The organism is Aquirufa avitistagni, assembly GCF_042715545.1.
GTDB lineage: Bacteria > Bacteroidota > Bacteroidia > Cytophagales > Spirosomataceae > Aquirufa > Aquirufa avitistagni.
Genome location: NZ_JBBKXZ010000002.1, coordinates 516,806 through 537,781, shown reverse-complemented (window position 1 = coordinate 537,781; position 20,976 = coordinate 516,806). Strand labels below are relative to the sequence as shown.

19 protein-coding genes are annotated in these 20,976 nt (G+C 45.9%); 8 read left to right on the top strand and 11 right to left on the bottom strand.

The genetic code is table 11. The annotated features are described in order from the left end of the window. Window positions 1-9: 9 nt before the first annotated feature. Window positions 10-393: a hypothetical protein gene (locus U0R10_RS08100; protein WP_377983460.1), complete on the bottom strand. Its 384-nt coding sequence runs from the start codon at window positions 391-393 to the stop codon at window positions 10-12. 102 nt (window positions 394-495) lie between these two features. Here U0R10_RS08100 and U0R10_RS08095 point away from each other — a divergent pair, with 102 nt between their 5' ends. Then, the gene (locus U0R10_RS08095) at window positions 496-1,113 is read left to right on the top strand and encodes a DedA family protein (protein ID WP_377983459.1); all 618 of its coding nucleotides are present in this window, start codon (window positions 496-498) and stop codon (window positions 1,111-1,113) included. 1 nt (window position 1,114) lies between these two features. Continuing rightward, window positions 1,115-1,570, top strand: coding sequence for an NADH-quinone oxidoreductase subunit A (locus U0R10_RS08090; protein WP_377983458.1), 456 nt, complete (start codon window positions 1,115-1,117; stop codon window positions 1,568-1,570). Here U0R10_RS08090 and U0R10_RS08085 read toward each other — a convergent pair. After that, complete coding sequence (locus U0R10_RS08085; protein WP_377983457.1) at window positions 1,567-2,733, bottom strand: PorP/SprF family type IX secretion system membrane protein; 1,167 nt, start codon at window positions 2,731-2,733, stop codon at window positions 1,567-1,569. The genes U0R10_RS08090 and U0R10_RS08085 overlap by 4 nt on opposite strands. A 105-nt stretch (window positions 2,734-2,838) precedes the next feature. Here U0R10_RS08085 and bshC point away from each other — a divergent pair, with 105 nt between their 5' ends. From bshC to cysM, 4 genes are read left to right on the top strand one after another with little or no spacing between them, the layout of a single operon-like run. Beyond that, a complete protein-coding gene (gene bshC, locus U0R10_RS08080; protein WP_377983456.1) occupies window positions 2,839-4,377 on the top strand; it encodes a bacillithiol biosynthesis cysteine-adding enzyme BshC in 1,539 nt (512 codons plus the stop codon). Next, the gene (gene mnmH, locus U0R10_RS08075; protein ID WP_377983455.1) at window positions 4,378-5,412 is read left to right on the top strand and encodes a tRNA 2-selenouridine(34) synthase MnmH; all 1,035 of its coding nucleotides are present in this window, start codon (window positions 4,378-4,380) and stop codon (window positions 5,410-5,412) included. Beyond that, a complete protein-coding gene (locus U0R10_RS08070; RefSeq protein WP_377983454.1) occupies window positions 5,409-6,209 on the top strand; it encodes a serine O-acetyltransferase in 801 nt (266 codons plus the stop codon). The genes mnmH and U0R10_RS08070 overlap by 4 nt, the downstream gene beginning before the upstream one ends. Window position 6,210: 1 nt before the next feature. Next, window positions 6,211-7,086, top strand: a complete 876-nt coding sequence (gene cysM, locus U0R10_RS08065; protein WP_377983453.1) for a cysteine synthase CysM — start codon at window positions 6,211-6,213, stop codon at window positions 7,084-7,086. On the opposite strand, the gene U0R10_RS08060 is transcribed toward cysM, so the two are convergent. The 5 genes from U0R10_RS08060 to U0R10_RS08040 form a co-directional block, all read right to left on the bottom strand. Beyond that, entirely contained in the window at window positions 7,072-7,638 is a 567-nt protein-coding gene (locus U0R10_RS08060; RefSeq protein ID WP_377983452.1) for a hypothetical protein, read from the bottom strand. The genes cysM and U0R10_RS08060 overlap by 15 nt on opposite strands. A gap of 60 nt (window positions 7,639-7,698) precedes the next feature. Then, complete coding sequence (locus tag U0R10_RS08055) at window positions 7,699-7,905, bottom strand: helix-turn-helix transcriptional regulator (protein ID WP_377983451.1); 207 nt, start codon at window positions 7,903-7,905, stop codon at window positions 7,699-7,701. Window positions 7,906-8,125: 220 nt separating this feature from the next. Continuing rightward, complete coding sequence (locus tag U0R10_RS08050) at window positions 8,126-9,841, bottom strand: GMC oxidoreductase (RefSeq protein WP_377983450.1); 1,716 nt, start codon at window positions 9,839-9,841, stop codon at window positions 8,126-8,128. A gap of 19 nt (window positions 9,842-9,860) precedes the next feature. Then, a complete protein-coding gene (locus tag U0R10_RS08045; protein ID WP_377983449.1) occupies window positions 9,861-10,466 on the bottom strand; it encodes a gluconate 2-dehydrogenase subunit 3 family protein in 606 nt (201 codons plus the stop codon). 93 nt (window positions 10,467-10,559) lie between these two features. Then, entirely contained in the window at window positions 10,560-11,879 is a 1,320-nt protein-coding gene (locus tag U0R10_RS08040) for an alpha-L-fucosidase (RefSeq protein WP_377983448.1), read from the bottom strand. A 148-nt stretch (window positions 11,880-12,027) separates the two neighbouring features. Between U0R10_RS08040 and U0R10_RS08035 the strand changes: the two genes are divergently transcribed. Then, window positions 12,028-13,398, top strand: coding sequence for an MFS transporter (locus tag U0R10_RS08035; RefSeq protein WP_377983447.1), 1,371 nt, complete (start codon window positions 12,028-12,030; stop codon window positions 13,396-13,398). A 147-nt stretch (window positions 13,399-13,545) separates the two neighbouring features. Here U0R10_RS08035 and U0R10_RS08030 read toward each other — a convergent pair whose 3' ends face one another. From U0R10_RS08030 to U0R10_RS08020, 3 genes are read right to left on the bottom strand one after another with little or no spacing between them, the layout of a single operon-like run. After that, a complete protein-coding gene (locus tag U0R10_RS08030; RefSeq protein WP_377983446.1) occupies window positions 13,546-13,959 on the bottom strand; it encodes a VOC family protein in 414 nt (137 codons plus the stop codon). A 41-nt stretch (window positions 13,960-14,000) separates the two neighbouring features. Further along, window positions 14,001-14,621 carry a flavin reductase family protein gene (locus U0R10_RS08025; protein WP_377983445.1) on the bottom strand — a complete coding sequence of 207 codons (621 nt, stop codon included), beginning with the start codon at window positions 14,619-14,621 and terminating at the stop codon, window positions 14,001-14,003. Between the two features lie 30 nt (window positions 14,622-14,651). Then, window positions 14,652-15,872 carry an acyltransferase family protein gene (locus tag U0R10_RS08020; RefSeq protein WP_377983444.1) on the bottom strand — a complete coding sequence of 407 codons (1,221 nt, stop codon included), beginning with the start codon at window positions 15,870-15,872 and terminating at the stop codon, window positions 14,652-14,654. Window positions 15,873-15,908: 36 nt separating this feature from the next. Between U0R10_RS08020 and U0R10_RS08015 the strand changes: the two genes are divergently transcribed. Next, a complete protein-coding gene (locus U0R10_RS08015; RefSeq protein WP_377983443.1) occupies window positions 15,909-16,952 on the top strand; it encodes a lactonase family protein in 1,044 nt (347 codons plus the stop codon). Window positions 16,953-17,018: 66 nt separating this feature from the next. Here the strand turns inward: U0R10_RS08015 and U0R10_RS08010 are convergent, their stop codons facing one another. Further along, the gene (locus U0R10_RS08010) at window positions 17,019-20,915 is read right to left on the bottom strand and encodes a T9SS type B sorting domain-containing protein (protein ID WP_377983442.1); all 3,897 of its coding nucleotides are present in this window, start codon (window positions 20,913-20,915) and stop codon (window positions 17,019-17,021) included. Between the last annotated feature and the right edge of the window lie 61 nt (window positions 20,916-20,976).

Genomic DNA, 20,976 nt, shown 5'->3' with positions numbered 1-20,976 from the left:
GAATGATTTTTAGGCCCGGGGCGGCGCGATCAGTACGCGAACATACGAGAATTGATATTGGTTTTCCCAGCGAGCACGCGCGCGAACGACGTAGGCTAGTGCTAATGGGATCAGAAATAATAAAGAAAAACTTGGTAACACATAGCCCATGGCCCCACTCATATCGAATGCGGGAAGGGTAGGATGTTTCGTGGTTTTGGTGTGCTTGGAGTCAGCGGCGTAATGCAGCCAAAGGAAATCGGTAAAACTAATGCCTTGGGGACTCAATTTTTGATGATCTTGAAAATGCTTGAGTAATTCATTTGCCTTAAACGATTGCTCTAAACCTACCTTCGGGATCAGACTACCGGAGAAGAAAAGTATGAACAATAAAAGGCCTAACGCATTTTTCATAGCCCAAATGTAGAAAAAATTCGAAATTTATTGGATATTTAGGCTCCCATTTTGAAAATATTATGGGAGCTTGGCAGAACCCTATTTTGGGTTTAACAAATTATGGATGAAATAAATCTTTTGTGGCATCAGCTCACGGACTCGGAAACGATCATTCGCTCTGGCCTTCTGGTAATTACACTGATTGTTTTTGCTGAAAACGGTTTATTTTTCGCCTTTTTCCTTCCCGGAGATTACTTACTCTTTTTAACTGGAGTTTTTGGTGGAACCGGGGTATTGAAGGAACCCTTGTCGACAATCTTAATTAGCATTTTCCTGGCTGCCGTCATCGGCTCGCTACTCGGTTATTTATTTGGCCGTTTTTTTGGCAATTCATTACAACGCAGACCCGATAGTTTCTTCTTTAAGAAAAAGCATTTGGAGTCAACACGCGACTTTTTCGAGAAGTATGGGTTTATGGCCTTAGTCATTTCCCGATTCTTGCCTGTTGTCCGCACCTTTACGCCCATTTTAGCGGGTATCAGCCACATGCCCTGGTATAGTTTTATTGTGCTTAGCTTTGTTGGCGGTGCCATGTGGGTAGGTAGTTTAGTGGCGGGTGGGTATTATATGGGCCAACATTTCCCTTGGATTATCAATTACGTCCAGTACATCATTTTGTTTTTCCTGGGAATTACTACGTTTACAGTTGTTAAAGGGTATTTGAAATTACGAAAATAGGATGATCGAGCAGTTTGGCTATGTAGCCGCTTTCATTTTGGCTGGTGTTTTATTCTTAGCATTCGTGTTAACGCTCGCGCGATTCGTTCGTCCAAACAGGCCAAATGAGGAAAAATTAAGTACCTATGAATCCGGCGAAGAGCCTAGCGGAAATGCCAATACCCGTTTCAATCCACGCTTTTACGTAATCGCCTTACTCTTCGTTTTATTTGAAGTAGAATTAATCTTTTTATTTCCTTGGGCTGTCGTATTTCGAGACAAATCACTGATGGCAGCAGCCCCAGCTTGGTCTTCATTTGCACTAGTAGAAATGTTAATTTTTGTGGGCATTCTTGCCCTTGGACTAGCTTTTGCTTGGAAAAGAGGCTATTTAGATTGGGAGCAACCGGCTGTTAAATCACCCGAAATTGACAGTCCTGTTCCGCCAGAGGCGTACGATTCTTTTCGAAAAAATTAATAGGCTGGATTTGACATGAAAATCCGATTCCGGAATTTCATCCCTAAGACAATTTCGTGCGATCCCATCGACTGACGCGCATATCCGTTGGAATGCATTTCATACACATAGGTCAAATTTAGGGCATTGGACACATGCGCACCCACCATGATACCAATCGCATCTTTATGGCGATACGTACCGCCTACCCAGAATTGCTCATCATACTTCACGCGCATATTGGCCTCTGCTACTAGCGTCGCCCCCTTCATGTATTTGACTAACACGGCCGGCGAATAGGTCCAATGTTCCCCAGACCGGATATCGCCACCAGCCTGGAAAAAGACGGTTGGCGCAACAGTACCCATCCATTGAGTTGCCCCATTTTTCTTAAAATTCAATTGAGCTAATAACCAAAGTTTCCGATCCGGATCAATTGTTTCATCTGCAGAGACCTCAGCAATCAATGGGTCATAAATCGCATCGCGGGTTGCCTGGCCATTATCGCTACTTTTATTAGTGAAGAAGAAATCCCCAAAAACTGGTTGGTTTGCAGATAATCCCACGTAAAATTTACGCGTATAATACAAAGCTCCTACATTAATCAGCGATTGCCCTCCTGAAATCCTCCCTGCGGGTAAGCCAGATGAATTCGAATAGGTAATAAACGGATCGCCTGCATCTCGAACATTGAAATTTGTCATGTCAAGAACTCGCTGATAATATCCAATCGACCCGCCTGTCGCTAATTTTCGCTCCCCACCCAAGGATAAATGATACGCATACGTGCCGCTGAGTGACATACTCGTGACAGGGCCGATTTGATCAGAAAGTAATTGCATACCTACGCCCTGGTGGAAATTCACTTTGCGCGTTTTCTTGCGAATGTAGGTAGGTGAATAGTTCCGACGAATCGTTTTTGACATGTACGGCGTAATGCCCGTCGACGTGCGATCTGATTTGTCAAAGGCAAAGTTGGCCGTTGTATAAAACGTCCGATTCGCCGTATTTATCCCAGTCCATTGTGTTCGAAAACCCGATTGCACATCCCAATAATCTTCAAAACCTGCAAATGCCGGATTGTACAAAAACCGATTCATCATGAATTGAGAAAACTGGGGAGTTTGTTGGGCAATCCCTCGAAACGAGGCCAAGAATAAAAAAAGGAGGATTAAAAATCTCATTCGCGCGTAATAGAACCACAAATTTCGGTTAAATATATTTAAATTCGTTAGAACTTTTCGGAAATATGCGGGGTTTTTAAAATTAACGCACCAACAACATTCGATATGCCCACACAAAGCTACCCGCTACAACGCGTTCCAGGCTTCTCAAAATTACTCCTCGATTACCTAGCCGGCAAACCCGAGCTAAATCCGTTTTATGGAGCGACGCCTACGCTGGAATCTTTCCGTGCGCAAATCGATCAAAAAAAATCAGTTAATCGGCAAACGTTGGTGGAGGTTTTAACAGACCAATATCAAGGCATCTCAGATAGCCCCAACATCCATTGCCTGTTGGACGAAAAAACATTTACGGTATCGACAGGGCACCAATTAAACCTGTTGACGGGCCCATTATACGTGATTTACAAATTGGTTTCGACCATCAATTTGGCCCGAAAACTACAGCAGACTTATCCTGAATTCAAATTTGTGCCAGTTTATTGGATGGCAACCGAAGATCACGATTGGGATGAGATCAACCACTTCCATTTATTTGGAAAAACCTATACCTGCACCAGTTCGCAAACAGGGGCCGTTGGCCGATTTAAGACAACTGACCTTGCGGATTTAATCAACCAATTACCAGCTGGAATTCCCATTTTTAAAGACGCTTATCAAAGCAGCGAAACGCTCACTGAGGCCGTACGCAAATATGTCCATGCCTTGTTCGGCGAAACCGGTTTACTCTGCATTGATGCGGATGATGCTAGACTGAAGGGCTTGTTAAAATCAGTGATCGAGGCGGATGTGCTCACACAAGCCCACCAAAAACCCGTGCATGACACGGACGAAAAGCTCGTTTCATTGGGGTATAAACCCCAAATTCATGCACGCGAGATCAACTTTTTCTACATGAAAGGGGATCTTCGGGAGCGCATTGAGCAGCGTAACGGAACGTACCACGTACTGAACACGGATATCCGTTTTACCCAAGAAGCCATCGAAGCGGAGATTGCAAATCACCCCGAAAACTTCAGCCCGAATGTCGTCCTTAGGCCCTTATATCAAGAAATCATCTTGCCCAACTTAGCCTATCTTGGAGGGCCTGCAGAGGTAGGATATTGGTTCCAACTGAAAAGTATTTTTGATTTACACCAGGTTCCCTACCCAATTTTGCTACCTCGCAATTTTGCATTAGTTGTCCCACCGCTCGTTGAAAAAAGACTCGAGAAACTGGAACTTTCCATCTTGGATTTATTTCAAGAGGCGCATGTGTTGCGCGCTACATTCATCGACAAGCACACCAAAAATATCCTAGACTTAGGCGATGAGCATGAGCGTCTTTCTACGCTAATGAGTAAAATAGCCCAAAAAGCACAAGCCATCGATGAGACCTTAGAGCCCGCGGTTCTAGCCGAGGAAACACGTTGGCAAAAAGGATTAGACCGGTTGACAAAGAAAATGCGCAAGGCAGAGGAACGAAATCAGGAGACTGGATTGCGCCAACTAGCTGCTGTGAAGCAGGATTTATTCCCCGAAGGACATTGGCAGGAGCGATACACGAATTTCCTGGAATTTTATATGTCGGACCCTGCGTTTTTAGCCAAGCTTTATGCCGCATTTGATCCACTTTCATTTGAATTAACTGTACTCAACCACTAGATGCCTGAAAAATTAGACCCCAACGCATTTGTCACGGCCGCCTCACAAGGGCCGATTCTCGACGTGCGTTCGCCAGGGGAATTCCAGCGGGCACATATTCCCGGGGCAATTTCATTTCCGCTATTTACGGATGAGGAACGTGCGCGTGTAGGAACCATCTATAAACAAGCAGGAAAGGATGCCGCGGTAGAACTGGGACTAGAATTCGTGGGCCCGAAACTGGCCAAATGGGTCAAACAAGCCAAAAAATTGGCGGTCAACAATACCGTATACGTCCATTGCTGGCGCGGTGGCATGCGCTCAGGTAGCATGGCGTGGCTCCTAGAAACAGCAGGTATCCAAGTAAAATTACTGGTGGGTGGGTATAAGGCCTACCGCAATTTTGTCCTGTCGAAATTTGAGGAAACGATTCCCCTCATTGTTTTGGGCGGGAAAACAGGAAGTGGGAAAACCGATATCCTATTAGAAATGCAAAAGCGAGGCGTACAGGTCATTGACCTAGAAGGAATCGCACATCACCGGGGCTCGGCATTTGGGCATCTGGGCTTGGAAGAGCAACCGACGTCCGAACATTTTGAAAATGTACTCGTAGAACAATTGATGCAAATGGATTATACAAAGCCCATTTGGGTCGAGGATGAAAGTAGGCACATCGGAAAAGTATTTATGGGTGCTTCCTTTTACGATCAATTACGTGCCGCGCCTGTATTGTTTTTAGACATAGATGCACAATATCGCTTACCTCATTTGGTCGAAGTATATGCCCATTACCCCAAAGAAGATTTAGCCCGAGCCATCGATAAAATCAAAAAACGCCTCGGCGGAGATCATTATAAAAATGCGCAAGAAGCATTAGAAACAGGGGATTTCTCTGAAGTAGCCGCCATCACCTTGAACTATTATGACAAGGCCTATGTGCATGGATTGGAAATTCGCGCGAAAGAAAATATCCACCGCTTGGTGGTTGAATCATGCGAACCCATGGTACAAACAGATGCTGTTATGGCCCATCCTTTATTCACCAAGAACAAATGAACGAAGCATTTTTAAAACAAATATTAGGCCGACATACCCAAACGAAGCCGTTTCCAGCAACGTCTGATATCAAGAAACTATTTACTAAAATAGTCTTAACACTCTTTCCCGAGCAAACGCGGAAGCAGATTGTGAATTTGGCAGACCTTCAATTAATCTGGGAAAGTATAGAAAATGGCCTTGAAAGTATTTTGCATACCATGAGTCATGATTTACCTACGAGCCCGCAAGAAATCACGAAAAGTTACATGAAGCGGATACCTGGTATTTATGAATTGTTACTCACCGACGTCCAAGCGATGGTCGATGGAGATCCGGCGGCAACCACCGACTATGAAGTCATTCGGACCTATCCAGGATTTTATGCCATGGCATTTTACCGATTAGCACATGGCTTGCAACAAGAAAATGTCCCCTTAATGCCCCGAATTCTAACCGAATATGCCCATTCCAAAACAGGAATTGATATCCACCCCGGTGCGGAAATAGGGCCTTATTTCTTCATGGATCATGGAACGGGAATCGTTATTGGAGAGACCTGCGTGATCGGCGAACGGGTGAAATTGTATCAAGGCGTAACGCTCGGTGCACTTTCGGTGGCCAAATCGATGGCCTCCACCAAACGCCATCCTACGATCGAAGATGGTGTCGTGATTTATTCCGGAGCCACGATTTTAGGTGGAGAAACGATTGTAGGTAAAGACTCGATCATCGGCGGAAACGTCTGGCTAACGCGTTCCGTGGCCCCCAACACCAAAATTTACCACCAAGAAAATTTAAAAGTAATCGAAGAATAGGATGTCGACATTATTAGAGCTAGTTGGCAACACGCCCCTCGTTGAATTAACCAAACTACATGCAAACCCGCGTGTCCGGATATTGGGCAAGCTAGAAGGAAATAATCCAGGTGGATCCGTGAAAGATCGCGCCGCCAAAAACATGATCGAATCTGCGATCGCACGTGGTGAAATCAAGGCGGGCACTAAATTAATCGAAGCTACTTCGGGGAATACGGGTATCGCATTGGCGATGATTGCTCGGCTATTTGGACTAGAGATCGAACTGGCGATGCCTTCAAACTCCACCCGGGAGCGCGTGCTGACCATGGAGGCTTTTGGCGCCAAAGTAACTTTAACGGAAACTATCGAATCTGCCCGTGATTATGCGGTGGATAAAGCGGCATCGGGTGAATATATTTTATTGAATCAATTCGAGAATCCAGATAATTATTTGGCCCATTACAAAACGACAGGCCCCGAAATTTTCCGCGATACGGATGGAAAAGTGACGCATTTCGTCAGTTCAATGGGCACGACGGGCACCATCATGGGCACGTCGATGTACCTAAAAGAACAAAATCCCAATATTCAAATCGTAGGCTGTCAGCCCACAGAAGGGTCAAAAATTCCAGGAATTCGTCGGTGGCCGATGGAGTACCGACCGAAAATATACCAACCGGAACGCGTGGATCGCATTATGGATATTTCGGAGGAAGAGGCGACGGTGATGACTCGCCGACTAGCACGCGAAGAAGGTGTATTTGGGGGGATGAGTAGTGGTGGCGGCGTGGCTGCAAGTGTACGGTTGGCCTCAGAACTTGAAGAAGGCTTAATTGTGTGCATTATTTGCGACCGAGGTGATCGCTATTTGTCGAGCGGGCTATTTGGTGAGTAAAACACCTAGCAATTGATAATGCGTAGGTGAACCCCAACGCATCTGCTGCATGCCCTCAATGGAGTATGTTTGTACCTTGCCATCCACAAAATTCATGTGCATTTTCTTGCGCGTATCAAACAGGAAATTGGTCTGCGACATCTCAATTTCAATCGAAGCGGGACGCTCAAGCGCGTCAAGCTGAATCTTCAATTTTTTCACAGGCAAATCTTCTCCTATCTTCAAGGAATACCAGCGAAATCCGTCATCAGATAGATTATCGTAGCTTTTGTCGAAGGCAGGCTTATTTAAATCAGATTCGATAAACAACGCCCACTCTTTCTCCCAATCCATATCTGAAATGACTTTGACCTCCTTTTTTCCATCCAAAATCATGGTCTTGTGTACCCGAGGTGGATGCTTTTGCATAGCGCTAATCTCTTGGCTTATGTAGCTTGCTAGCGGGAAATAAAGTTCTTTTTGTGCGGGTGCAGATTCCTCCGTACAGGCGCTCGTCATCCAGATAAAAGGGATGAGAACGAACAAAAAACGGATACGGGATTGGATTTGCATAACGGGCGTAAAGGTAAAGAAAAAATCCTTGAAGTCGGCTGACTCCAAGGATCCGTTCACTTAAGCGGTGAGCATCTCCTCGATGGGGATGCTAAGGACTTTCGTCAGGTCAAATAGTTTTTTTGCGTTTGGATAATGTTTGCCAGATTCCCAATAATTGTAGGCACTTTGACTGACGCCAACGGCCCGGGCGACTTGATTCTGGGTTAATTTTTTCGACTGCCGTGATTTGATTAAAAGCACGGAGAACAAGTGTTTGGTTTTCATATATGATTATGGGTTAGGTAAATAATTCTAGGAATATGTATGCTTGTTTTGGATAAACCAATTTATTGGACTAAAAAAGCTTGATAATATAAGCTACCTGATAGAACATGTCGCAAATTTGCGCGCGATTTAACTAAATAGACAGCGTCAGTCGGAATTGGAAAGGCAAAAAAAAAGGTCGGTGAGGAACACTCACCGACCCACTCATAAATTGCATGAATTACAAATTACGTTTCTTTAATTCACTCACAGCAAACTCGGCCGCACGAGCGGTCATAGCCATGTAGGTCAACGAAGGATTCACGCAAGAAGCCGAAGCCATCGCGGCACCGTCCGTCATAAATACGTTTTTCACTTCGTGTACTTGGTTGTACTTATTGACAATTGAATTCTTCACGGATGTTCCCATGCGCGCCGTACCCATTTCGTGGATACCTAAGCCAATATGCGTATCTGATTTGTTGTAGGCATTGATATTCTTAAAGCCAGCAGCTTCCAACATTTCAGCCGCATCGTTCATCATATCTTGACGCATTTTCAATTCGTTTTCACCAAAATTTGCTTCAAACGAAAGCACGGGTAAACCCCACTTATCTTTTTGATCGCTCAATGTGAATCGGTTATTTGGATCTGGTAAAATCTCACCAAAGCCCCCAAATCCTACCGACCATTGTCCTGGATGGGTTAAGCTTTCTTTGAAGTCGGCACCAAAACCATCTTGACCCACACCACGGCCCCAGCCATCACGACTCGCACCACCTTGGTATCCGAAACCACGTGAATATCCACGTTTATCCTTGCCCCAGTTGCGGTAACGCGGAATGTATAAACCATTTGGACGAGCGCCAAACATGTAATCTTTATTGAAACCGTCAACCGTCGCGCTTGCGCCTACGCCCAAGTGGTGGTCCATGATGTTACGACCTAATTGGTCTGAATCATTTCCTAAACCATTTTGGTAACGGTTCGATTTTGAGTTCATCATGATTGCTGTAGAACCAATTGCTCCTGCATTCACAAAAATGATTTTGGCAAAATACTCTTTCGACTCCATCGTATTTTGATCGATCACACGAACACCTTTTGCCTTTTGTGATTTCTCATCGTAGATGATCTCAGCCACAATCGCATTGTGTACCATCGTCAAACGACCGGTACGTTGCGCTGCCGGCAAGGTAGCCGAAAGTGAACTGAAATACGCGCCATAAGGACAACCGCGCATACATTTGTTTCGGTAGTTACATGAAGAACGACCCAAATCTGTGTGCTGCTTGCCTGGTTTAGTTAGGTGAGCTACGCGGCCAACCGTCACAGGACGACCTAATTTTTTATTTACTTCATTTTTGAAATGAACCTCGGGAGCCGTCATTTGCATGGCTGGCAAGAAATCCGAATCTGGCAATACGTCCAAACCTTCTGCTTGTCCTGAAATACCTGCAAATTTCTCTACGTATGAATACCAAGGAGCCAAATCATCATAGCCAATTGGCCATGGCGTTCCGATCCCCTCTTTCTCGTTGGCCAAGAAATCCTCCCGGTTCCAACGGTACGTTTGGCGACCCCATAACAACGATTTACCACCGGTGTGGTAGGCACGGATCCAGTCGAATCCACCTTTTTTCTCGATGTATGGATTTTGCTTATCGTTTTCGAATAAGTAGCGGTGCTCTTCGTTTGGCGTATAGCCCGTGCGCATGCCTGCCCAATATTCCTCAGCAGCCATGTTGGTAGGCCGACCGCGATGGTCGAATTCCCATGGATTTTTCATGGCTGTTTCGTAGCCTTCGATGTGTTTGATCTCGCGACCACGCTCCATCACGGCTACTTTAAGTCCTTTTTCAGTTAATTCTTTCGCGGCCCAACCACCCGAAATTCCGGATCCAATGACGATAGCGTCAAACGTTTGGGTCTTGATTGCATCTATATTTAGATTCATTTTCTTGTGTCGTTTGGGATTAGTATGCGAATGATTTTTGATCCGGCTTCATGTCCGAAATAACTTCGAAGCGGCCTGGAACAGGTTCGTAAACGAAAGAAGCTTGCGTTCCTTTTTCAGACGTGTAATAGCCCAAAAGTGTCAATTCTTTCATCACACGCCAGAACGGAACTCCGCCGGCACCTTCTAAAATGTCTTTGTCTACGTTATCGCCTACTTTCACTTTACTCGCAGAATAACTCTTCAATAATTCTTTGGTATCAGCCTCTAATAAGGTCAACATCGCCACTTGGGCTTCGTTTGTTTGGTCTAGGAATTTAGCTTTGGCTAAATTATCTACCCCTTTTTTAAAGCTTACATGTTCTGGTTTTTTGTAACAATCGTTCAGCATCATTTCGATGAATGCAGGAACGCCCGCGTCGATGGCGCCAGGTGTAGTGGTTCTTGGAATAATGTGCTCGGCAACGGCAGCGACAATTTTTCGTTGTAAATCTGTCAACGAAAACGTGCCTGCTTCAGCGATTACACCGGCTTTTTTTGCCTCCATCGCGAAAAGGGTCGGTGCGCTAAAAACACCGCCTACTAACATCGCAATGCGAGAGACAGCTTCTCTTCTCTTAAGCATAGTTATTGTGTTAAATTGTTCAGGTCAAATGCCAAAATTTTCTTCCATTTTGGCAAGCGACAAAATTAATCAGAAACTCCGTTTTTCAAGGGATTATTTAGCTTTTTCTAGCTTTAAAACTAAATCTATGCGGTATGGAGGTAATTGTTTAACATCGATATGGATCCCTTGTTTCTCCACAGTTCCGTTCAAAGTTTGCGTTTCTCCGAGCATGGCTACCGGAGCTTTTTTGTAAACGCCTGGAATGTAGATTGTTTCCTCATTCGGACGCTTCAATAAGTGTACATACACATGCGTATCGGTCTGCGTAGTTACGCCCCAAACTTGTGGACCTAATGGACCGCCGCGTGTTCCATAAATAGATTCGCCGTGCCCTTTAAGCCAGCGGCCGGCAACGGCCAATGAGTCCGTGAACTCAGGTTGGATTTCGCCCGTTGGCATTGGACCCACATTCAATAACAAGTTGGCATTACGTCCCGCAGCACCCACCAATAGGTGAATGATCTGTTTCGGGGTCTTGAATTTCCGGTCGGTGATATTATATCCCCACGCCCCGTTAATGGTTTCGCAGGATTCTAGTGGAAGTTTTGAGGCCTCCTGGTAGCTCAAGCCGGAGTGGTTTTCTCCCGGTAGATCCCGCTCAAACATTTGAAAATCTTCTCCAGGAATCGGATCTAGGTGGTGATTGTTTCCAATCATACAGCCAGGTTGTAACTGGTGAATTAAGCTGTAGATCTCATCATATTTCCAGTCGATGCGTGACTTGCGATCCGCATTGCCTTCTGAATTCGTTTGATCCCAGTGGCCATCAAACCAAATGTTATGAATTTCTCCGTAGTTGGTGAGTAACTCGGTCAACTGCGCTTTCATGAATTTGAGATAAGAAGCATAATCCCCTTTGCCTTTACGGCCACTTTTCTGTCCAGTACGGCCGGTCTCCCAAGGATAATCGTCGCGGTACCAGTCCAGCGTTGAATAGTACAAGCCTAGTTTCATGTCTTGTTTTTTACAGGCTTCGGCAAGTTCTTTGAGGGCATCGCGCTTGAAAGGGGTATTGGTGATTTTCCACTCGGATTGTTTCGTATCCCAGTTGGAGAAACTATCGTGGTGGCGTGTGATGAAAATGATGTATTTCATCCCGGCATTTTTGGCGATACTCACCCAGGTATCGGCGTTGAATTTACTTGGATCGAAGGCGGGCATCAGCCGACCGTAATCATTTTTTGAAATCCCTTTGTTGTTCATGACCCACTCGCCATCGCCGAGCATGCTAGAGAGACCCCAGTGGATAAACATGCCGTATTTACGATCTTGGAAAGCTTGGCGTTCTTGGAGATTCGCCTCAGAGGGTGTGTATTGTGCCAAAGCTGGTAAGCTCATTAATGTGCACAAACATAACGTACTTAATTTCATAGAGAGATAAGGTTTAGGAAGAGGCAAATTATCAAATTTTTGGATAGTTTTATCAGTTTGCGAATAGGATTTTCGCGAGATTTTTTTGTTTTTTGTGTCGCGACGAGCGGCCAGACACCCTGCCGACGTCCCACTTAAATTTTCGTTTATGCAAGAAAGTGCGCCTATTTTTGATAATAATAAAATACCAGTTAAAAAGCTTTGGCAAGTGATTATCGCCTCCTCTGTGGGCACCGTGATTGAGTGGTATGATTTCTATATTTTCGGCAGCTTGTCGGCCATCATCTCCCTTTCCTTTTTTCCTAAAGAAGACCCAACTGCCGCGTTCATTTCAACGCTGGCTGCTTTTGGAGCTGGCTTTGTGGCTCGGCCATTTGGTGGAGTGATTTTTGGTAGACTAGGTGATCGCATTGGTCGGAAATACACGTTTTTGTTGACATTACTCCTCATGGGCGGATCCACCTTCGCAATTGCGTTCATTCCTTCTTACTCAGAAATCGGCCTAGTAGCTCCGGCCATTTTACTTTTACTGCGGATTATTCAGGGTTTGGCATTGGGTGGTGAGTATGGAGGTGCGGCAACGTATGTGGCTGAATATGCCCCAGATGCCGAGCGTGGAAAATATACAGCCTACATTCAGACAACGGCAACGCTTGGATTTTTCGTATCCATCATTGTGATTTTGGTTTCGCAAAACCTGATGGGAGATGCAGTGTTTAGGGATTGGGGCTGGCGGGTGCCTTTCGCATTATCCGGAATTTTGGTGATCGTCTCCTATTTTATTCGTCGGAACATGCACGAATCTCCCCTGTTTTCGAAGTTGAAAGCGGAGGGTCGCTTATCTGAAAACCCGTTGAAGGAAGCGTTTGCGAGTAAAGAAAATCGCCGACTGATGTTGGTGGCCATGTTTGGTGCCATTGTGGGCCAAGGGGTGGTTTGGCATACGGGCCAATTTTACGCACAGATCTTTATCAATAAAATTTTGAAGGTGGACTTCACGACAACGAATCTCATCATTGCGGCTTCGCTTGTCATCGGAACTCCGCTTTTCGTGTATTTTGGAAGCCTGTCGGATCGCATCGGTCGGAAAAAGGTGATGCTGGGCGGTATGGCGCTAGCTGCCATTTTCTACTATCCGCTATTCGCGTGGATGTCGGACATCGTCGACCAAGAAGGAACCCTCGTAGGAGATGCCTATTTTCTAACCATGACGGGCAAAGTACAATTGGCATTTATTTGTACCTGCTTGGTTACGTTTGCCGCCATGGCCTATGGTCCTATTGCTGCATTTTTAGTTGAATTATTCCCGACCAAAATTCGGTACACCTCCCTATCCATCCCCTATCACTTCGCGAATGGGGTGTTTGGCGGCTGCGCGCCATTTGTGGCAACGTGGTTAGGCGCCGTGACGCATTCTAATTTTGCGGGTATCTTTTATCCGATCGCTTTGGCAGCCATAACGGTAATCGTGGGGGTAATTTACTTGCCGGAGACGAAGGGGAGGGCGTTAATGGACTAAATAGACGTTGGACGTTAGACGTCAGACATTGGACCTGTACTTGTAGAGACGCGATACTTCGCGTCTTTTTTTTAAAGCGTAAGCATGTAGCCACACGTCCGATGTCTAACATCTGACGACCAGCATCTAAACTGATACTTCGCGTCTTTATAATATCTGATTGAACTCAATGATTTCTCCGGATGGCCCTTTGACATTAAAGAAACGGGTACCGTTTTTCCAGAATTGCAAATAAGTAGGCGTGGCCTCTAAGATTTCAAATCCAGCCTTTTTCAACGTTTCGAACGCATGGTCCACATCAGTGACATCGATGGCAAAATGATCCACATGTCCATTTTTGCGTTGCTTAATTTCTGCTAATTGCTTCTCGGGCATTTGGTATAATTCAACAATCACCTCGTGATTTTTCATCATCACGCAGGTGCCAAAACCACCGTCAAACTCGAAAGGAGATTCCATTACATTTTCAAAACCAAGACGCTCGTAGAAAGGAATGGAAACTTCCAGGTCGTGCGCGGGAATACCGATATGCTGGATTTTATGGATAAAATCGATTTTCATAGGTGTTTTCATTTGGTTTGAAACACCTAAAATAAGGCTAATTATTTTAGCACAGGGCGTGCGTAGGGTAATTTTTGCACCAATTTCATGTCATAGTAGGCCGATAACCCCAACGATGCCACGCTGCCTGCCGCGTCCAAATTCAAAAACCCGTCGGCATCCATACAAGCCGGATCCACAAAGGCATGTTGCAAAGATCCAATCACCAAAAACGTATTATTCAGCTCAATGGGAATAATTTGCTCCAATTTCATGGCGTATTGCACCGGACTCCCACCAACGAACGGCACGGGAAAGTCGGCCTGATACATGGGCTCTAAACCTACCTCCGAAAATTCATTCACGCCATTGGCGTATTTGGCACTGGTCTGATGTGCTTGGGAAATTTGGTCTACTGAAATGTGATTGATCGTATAAAAACCAGTCGCTTCGATGTTACGCAAGGTATGCGGCGCGGCCTCCAGCGGACGATTCACGAAAGCGATCAAGGCAGGATCTGCCCCAAGGTGCACGATATTACTAAAGATGGCGAGGTTCAGATGTTGGTCTTTATCCTGCGACGCAATCAAGGACGCACTTTTAAACCCGGAAAGCGAGTTCACAAAATTTGCACGCGTAAAGCGATCCCAATTCGCCAAATCAGCTAAAGAAAAATGTTTCATGTTGTCCTAACGCGTTCCCGCCTTTTTTGTTTACACTTTAACGGTCCATTTTACGTAGGTCAGCACACGCAAAATAGCATACCAAATCACCAAATAGACCACCGCTCCCATCAACGACGCAACGTATGGATTGGATACGTGTCCCGCAATGGCTCGATGGTACATCCAACCCACAATTCCCTGATCGCCTATTTTAATCATATTCAATGCACGCGGAATAATCCCCGAAAAGAAAAACACGAGCATCGGATGCATCCCAAATAACAGAATGGGAGCGATGAAGGTTGTTTGGTTTTTCTCATCCACGAGGTAGCGCAAAACGGATAAACTGAGTAAAGCCCAGCCTGCAGTGACGCAAACAAATGAACTTGTCCACAAGGCTTTGTTCATCGGGAATGTCAGGTCCCAACTAAAACCAATCACTAACAAAATAAGGCCTCCCAAGGCTAAAAGGTGCGTTTTTCGGAGCTGAGTACCTGCAATCAGTCCGATGATGCCTGTCGCGATAGAGGGAATGGTACTTAAAATTCCTTCAGGATCCCAGGTTTTGGACACCGCCCATAAATGACCGGGCAGTACTAAATTATCCACAAACGCCGCCAAATTAGTTCCCTCGTTTAAATTGGCCGGACCCACGCCAGGCACTGGAATCAAGGTCATGATGGCCCAATACCCTACAAGCAAAACGGCTGAAATGACCGCGAGGCTGGGCAAGTTGACACGGCCATAGGCAAATCCCACGATTGCATAAACCACCGCAATACGCGGCAATACCCCCGGAATACGCACCGACTTAAAATCTTCCAGACCACTAAACGCCAGTCCAAACATCATCACCGCCAAGACAATCGACACGATCAATTGATTTTTCGCCGCGTATTTTCCAAGGAGCGCGATGGTGATGAGTGCCGTGAAAACTAGGCGAATCAGTAACAAAGGGATTCCGTCTAAATCTCCCACATGTATCCGACTGAAGAAACTGAGAAAAAATCCTAACAAAAATATACGTAGTGTCCGCGTGATTAATTTCGATACTGGAACGGGTTCGCCGTCGGGTTTGGCGAGTACAATCGAGACACCTACGATGAACAAAAAGAAGGGAAAAACAAGGTCGGTGAGCGTGCAGCCATGCCATTTGGCATGTTCAAAAGGCGCATAAATATGGCCCCAATCTCCAGGATTATTGACCAAAGTCATGAGCATCACAGTCAGGCCACGAAAAACATCTAGGGAGATGACGCGGTTTTGCATAGGTAAATCGGTTAATTTGCAGGTAAAGCTAAAAAAATGATTTTAATAAATATCGCCTTGGCCATGCTGAGTTACCAAACCCCAGATTCATCCGCTGTCAACCTGCTCGTTGGCTCATATACGCGCCAAGGAAATCCCGGCATCGAGATCATCGATCCTAAAACCCGAAAAACGGTTCACGCCGTTGGGCAGTCGCAAGCTTCGTTTCAAGCCTTGTCGAAGGACCACCAATACCTATTCTCGGTCCACGAGGAAGTAGACGGGAAAGGCGCAATTAGCTCTTACAAGCAAGAAAAAGGCACTTTTTCACGTCTGAGTACACAGTTGACACAAGGCGACGCCCCCTGCTTCGTCTTATTTCGCGAGGCAAGTCAAACCGTTTATGTCGCCAATTACCTGGGTGGGAACCTCAGTGTTTTTCAAACGAAAGCTGGGCAGATTCAGCCCATCAGCCAAAATATCGTCTATCCAAAACCGAGTCATGCGCACATGGCGGTGGTCATGCCGGATGGGGCCCAACTGGTCGTTACGGATTTGGCGGCGGACAAAATTCACGTGCATGCATTACTATCCAATGGCCTTGTGGCGACACAGTATGAGGATGTAGAATTGCCGAAAGGAACGGGGCCGCGGCACATGGTATTTAATTCATCGGGGGATATTGCTTATGTACTTGGGGAATTGAGCGGGACGGTGGATGTATTTCGAATTTATGCGAATGAGTTTACGCATCTGCAACGGATTGTGATAGACCAAAGTGCCGGGAATCCGAATCATGCTAGTGCCGATTTGCACCTGTCACCCGACGGAAAATGGTTGTTGGCCTCCAACCGTAAAACGCAAAATTCCATTCGGGTATTGGCCGTTTTACCTTCTGGAGAATTACGCGATCACAAAGAGGTACTCGTGGGAAAGATGCCTCGCAACTTTCAGTTTGATCCAAGTGGACGCTATGTTTATGTGGCGAGTCAAGGGGAAAATCGCATCCAAAAATTTGCTTTTAAGGATGGTGAATTAAGCGATACGCAGGAGGATATTGAGGTGAAACAACCTGTGGCGATCTTGTTTTTGAGGAAATAAAAGACGGTTAGTTTCGCGTCGCTACAAAATGAAAAAAGCCCCAGAATTTCTTCCGGGGCTTTTCATTTAGTCTGCTCGATTTATGTATACGTACGTACTAATTTCTGGCCGCTTACCAAAGAAGTCAATCAAGTAATAATAGGTGCCATCGGGAAGATCCACTCCCTTGTTGTCCGTACCCGCCCAGTTGTTCTGGTAGTTGTTGGTTTCGTAGACTAGCGTGCCCCAACGGTTATAAATCATCAAGTGGTTCGGCTCGAATCTCAAAATACCCGGGATGATTAGGTAATCATTCTTGCCATCGCCGTTGGGTGAGATACCTCTTGGTTTCAACAAGTCGCAGATGTCTTTGTCCAAACGGTTCGAGATGCCATCCTTATCGCAATCCGGTAGATTACCTAGGTTGATGTCGTCTTCTAGCTTATCCAAGATTCCATCGCCATCTGTATCCGTATCTACGTAATCTGCTAGGCCATCTTTGTCGGTGTCTAGTGGTGCTTGATCGAGGCTCGTGATTCCACGCTCATCGGCATCGCTGTACCCATCGTTATCAGAATCTAGGTCTAGGTAGTCAGGTCTTCCGTCGTTGTCTGTGTCTTTGGTGCCTTCGTACTTATCTGCAATACCATCACCATCCGAGTCTGGATCCAAGTAGTTCGGGATGCCATCTTTATCCGTATCGATGGTCGTCTCGACTAGATCCGTGATGCCGTCGTTATCGGAGTCCGTATCGATGTAGTTTGGTTTGCCGTCTTTATCGGTGTCTACAGTCGTCTCCGTCTTATCATCGATCTTGTCATTGTCTGAGTCTAGATCTAAGTAATCCGGCGTGCCGTCTGCGTCTGTGTCTAGTGGAGATTCAGGAGTCTTGCCAGCTTCGGTTTGATCCGTGATGCCGTCATTGTCTGAGTCTAGGTCAAGGTAGTTGGCCGTGCCATCTTTGTCCGTGTCGAGTGGCTTTTCTGGGTTAGCTCCTGCCTCGATTGCATCGGGGATGCCGTCGCCGTCTGATTCCGTATCGACGTAGTCTGACTTCCCGTCTTTGTCCGAGTCTACTTCCGTTTCGATGGCATCAGGGATACCATCGCCATCGGAGTCTGTGTCTTGGAAGTTCAGCTTGCCATCGCCGTCTGTATCGATCGCCTTCTCGTTCTTATCTAGGATCTTGTCATTGTCGGAGTCTTCATCTCTAAAGTCTCTCACGCCATCTTTGTCCGTGTCTACATCCGTTTCAATCGCATCGAGTATCGTGTCGTTATCTGAGTCTAGGTCTTCAAAGTCGGCCGTACCGTCTTTGTCGGTATCTACTGCTGTTTCGATGATGTCTAGGATCTTATCGTTATCCGAGTCAGTATCTCTAAAGTTTGGCATGTCATCTGCGTCCATGTCGGCTCCTAGCTCGATGCGGTCTTCGATCGTGTCGTTGTCTGAGTCTGCATCTAGGAAATCTGGTGTGCCGTCTTGGTCGGTGTCGATGGCTGTGTTGTCTTTGGCGTATTGCTTGCGATCATCCCAGCCGTTGTTATCTGCGTCTTGAAGTGTCGTACAGCTCACACATTTATCAGCTCCCTCCCAGGAATCTACAATGCCATCGCCGTCTGAGTCCGTATCGCGGTAATTGGGAATGCCATCTTTGTCTGCATCATTGATGCCTTCAATGCCATCGGCAATCCAGTCGTTATCTGAATCTTGATCTCTGAAGTTGGGAATCTTATCTCCATCCAAATCTCCGCCACCTTCTGTGCGGTCAACCAGTCCGTCGCCATCTGAATCTAGATCTAAGTAATCTGGCGTGCCGTCTTTATCGGTGTCAGGAATGCCGAGTGGTTTTCTTTCCAAAAAATCCGCTAGTCCATTTCCATTGGTATCCGTGATGTCATCCAAACGGCCGTCCGTATTCAAATCTACACCCCCGCGGAAGTTTTCTGTCGCCTCGTTGGTATCTGGAATTCCATCGCCGTCGGAGTCTAAATCACGTAGGTTAGGTATACCGTCGTTATCTGTGTCATACAGCAATTCGGTTCTGTCTAGAATCCCGTCATTATCCGTATCCAAATCTAGGTAGTTGGCATCGCCATCGCCATCCGTATCTACGTTACGTTCCGTCGAATCAAGTAAGCCATCGCCATCTGAATCGGTATCGACGTAATTCGCTAATCCGTCCCCATCAAAATCAGTACAAGTAGCTGAGCTGCCAAAGCATTCCATCGAGTTTGGAATACCATCGCTATCATTGTCTGCTACAGCAAAGAAGTTCGTATAGGCTCTCGTGCCAATCGTAGGAATTACGCCAGCAATACCGCCCACGGCATAATTCAGTGGGTTGGTGTCTACGCCGTTTGGCCTGCCGTCGCCGTCGCAGTCCCAAGCAAGCCAGGCAGCGCTGACATTCGCTCTAACCTGGGAAGCTGGCACGTAGTCGCAAGGTTCGTAAGGGTTTGTGTTGTCGATTAACTCCTGGGTATCGGTGACACCGTCGCCGTCCGTGTCAACAATCACAATTGCATTCGAAGCCGTACTAGCAGCTCCTGTACCTTGGGAGTTGGTCGCTGTGACTGTGAAGGTATAATTCGTGTTAAAGCTTAATCCCGAAACCGTGATTGGGCTTGAAGTGCCACTAGACGTCAGGCCTCCAGGAGAAGATGTAACCGTGTAGCCCGTAATCGCTGAGCCGCCGTTGTTGGCAGGGGCTGTGAAGGAAACCAAAGCGCTAGTTTGGTTGGTGATCGAAGCAGAAACACTAGTGGGGGTGGCGGGAACAGTGGCAACAATGTTGAAAGTCGCATTCTTTGTCCCTGAATAGAAGCCTAAACCCGTAATGCTAACTGTTGCAATCCCCGAATTTGTATTATTAGAGTAAGCTACGGAATAATCAGTACCAAGTGCCAAGATTGTTGGGCCGTCCTTGACTACAATCGAAGGAGACAAAGCTGATCCCGTATAATTTTGGTTTGCGATGGGATCAATCATCAGCCTGTTGACAGTAGGACTTGAAGTCATGACTCTATTGCCGACTCCGCTTCTCGAAATGGCTACAAAAATACTATTTCCATAAGTAATCCCACTCCATTGATTATCTAAAGCGGATGTCCGTGTGGACCAAGTTATCCCATCTGGGCTAGTCATTACTCGATTACCTGTACCCGTGAGAGCGACAGCAACAAATAACCCATTTCCATACGAGACGCCGTACCAAGCATTATCTGCAGATGAAGTTCGAGCAGTCCAAGTAATCCCATCGGGGCTAGTCATGACACGATCTCCTGTTCCTGTAGAAGAGACAGCAACAAATAATCCATTATTATAAATTACACTTCTCCAATCATTATTCGAAGCTGATACTTGAGAAGTCCAAGTTATCCCATCAGGACTTGTCATGACTCGATTTCCTATTCCGCTTGTGGAGACTGCTACAAATCTCTCTTGCCCAGTAGGCCCCCCATAGGTTACACTTTGCCACTCATTATCCGCAGCTGATACTTGAGCAGTCCAAGTTATCCCATCAGGACTTGTCATGACTCGATTTCCTGTACCTGTTATAGCGACAGCAACAAATAATCCATTTCCATAGGTTACACTTTGCCAGGCATTATTTCCAGCTGGTGTTTGAGAAGTCCAGGTAATTCCATCTGGGCTAGTGCTAACCTTGTTTACTCCTAAGGATACGAATACCCCATTCCCATAGGTAACGCCTCTACCAACATCTAACATTTGAGTAGTCCAAGTGATGCCATCTGGACTGGTCATTGCTCGATTAGCTCCTCCATCAGTAGATACAGCAACAAATAACCCACTTCCATACGTTACACTATTCCAAGTATTATCTGCTGCTGAAGTTTGAGCAGTCCAGTTTATTTGGGCAATACTTTGAAAGGAAAATAAGAAACAAGAAAATGAAAACAGCATTTTACCTAACAAAGAAATTAGGCACTTTTTAAAGTGAGGGGAGTATAATAGATGCATGTGAAATATTTTCAGAACTGATTAATTGATTAAAATTAAAGCCATCATTCTAAAAATCCTA

Bases quoted from the DNA above. Each gene is read 5' to 3' on its own strand.
- U0R10_RS08100 (WP_377983460.1), bottom strand. From the start codon at position 393: ATGAAAAATGCGTTAGGCCTTTTATTGTTCATACTTTTCTTCTCCGGT.
- U0R10_RS08095 (WP_377983459.1), top strand. From the start codon at position 496: ATGGATGAAATAAATCTTTTGTGGCATCAGCTCACGGACTCGGAAACG.
- U0R10_RS08090 (WP_377983458.1), top strand. From the start codon at position 1,115: ATGATCGAGCAGTTTGGCTATGTAGCCGCTTTCATTTTGGCTGGTGTT.
- U0R10_RS08085 (WP_377983457.1), bottom strand. From the start codon at position 2,733: ATGAGATTTTTAATCCTCCTTTTTTTATTCTTGGCCTCGTTTCGAGGG.
- bshC (WP_377983456.1), top strand. From the start codon at position 2,839: ATGCCCACACAAAGCTACCCGCTACAACGCGTTCCAGGCTTCTCAAAA.
- mnmH (WP_377983455.1), top strand. From the start codon at position 4,378: ATGCCTGAAAAATTAGACCCCAACGCATTTGTCACGGCCGCCTCACAA.
- U0R10_RS08070 (WP_377983454.1), top strand. From the start codon at position 5,409: ATGAACGAAGCATTTTTAAAACAAATATTAGGCCGACATACCCAAACG.
- cysM (WP_377983453.1), top strand. From the start codon at position 6,211: ATGTCGACATTATTAGAGCTAGTTGGCAACACGCCCCTCGTTGAATTA.
- U0R10_RS08060 (WP_377983452.1), bottom strand. From the start codon at position 7,638: ATGCAAATCCAATCCCGTATCCGTTTTTTGTTCGTTCTCATCCCTTTT.
- U0R10_RS08055 (WP_377983451.1), bottom strand. From the start codon at position 7,905: ATGAAAACCAAACACTTGTTCTCCGTGCTTTTAATCAAATCACGGCAG.
- U0R10_RS08050 (WP_377983450.1), bottom strand. From the start codon at position 9,841: ATGAATCTAAATATAGATGCAATCAAGACCCAAACGTTTGACGCTATC.
- U0R10_RS08045 (WP_377983449.1), bottom strand. From the start codon at position 10,466: ATGCTTAAGAGAAGAGAAGCTGTCTCTCGCATTGCGATGTTAGTAGGC.
- U0R10_RS08040 (WP_377983448.1), bottom strand. From the start codon at position 11,879: ATGAAATTAAGTACGTTATGTTTGTGCACATTAATGAGCTTACCAGCT.
- U0R10_RS08035 (WP_377983447.1), top strand. From the start codon at position 12,028: ATGCAAGAAAGTGCGCCTATTTTTGATAATAATAAAATACCAGTTAAA.
- U0R10_RS08030 (WP_377983446.1), bottom strand. From the start codon at position 13,959: ATGAAAATCGATTTTATCCATAAAATCCAGCATATCGGTATTCCCGCG.
- U0R10_RS08025 (WP_377983445.1), bottom strand. From the start codon at position 14,621: ATGAAACATTTTTCTTTAGCTGATTTGGCGAATTGGGATCGCTTTACG.
- U0R10_RS08020 (WP_377983444.1), bottom strand. From the start codon at position 15,872: ATGCAAAACCGCGTCATCTCCCTAGATGTTTTTCGTGGCCTGACTGTG.
- U0R10_RS08015 (WP_377983443.1), top strand. From the start codon at position 15,909: ATGATTTTAATAAATATCGCCTTGGCCATGCTGAGTTACCAAACCCCA.
- U0R10_RS08010 (WP_377983442.1), bottom strand. From the start codon at position 20,915: ATGCATCTATTATACTCCCCTCACTTTAAAAAGTGCCTAATTTCTTTG.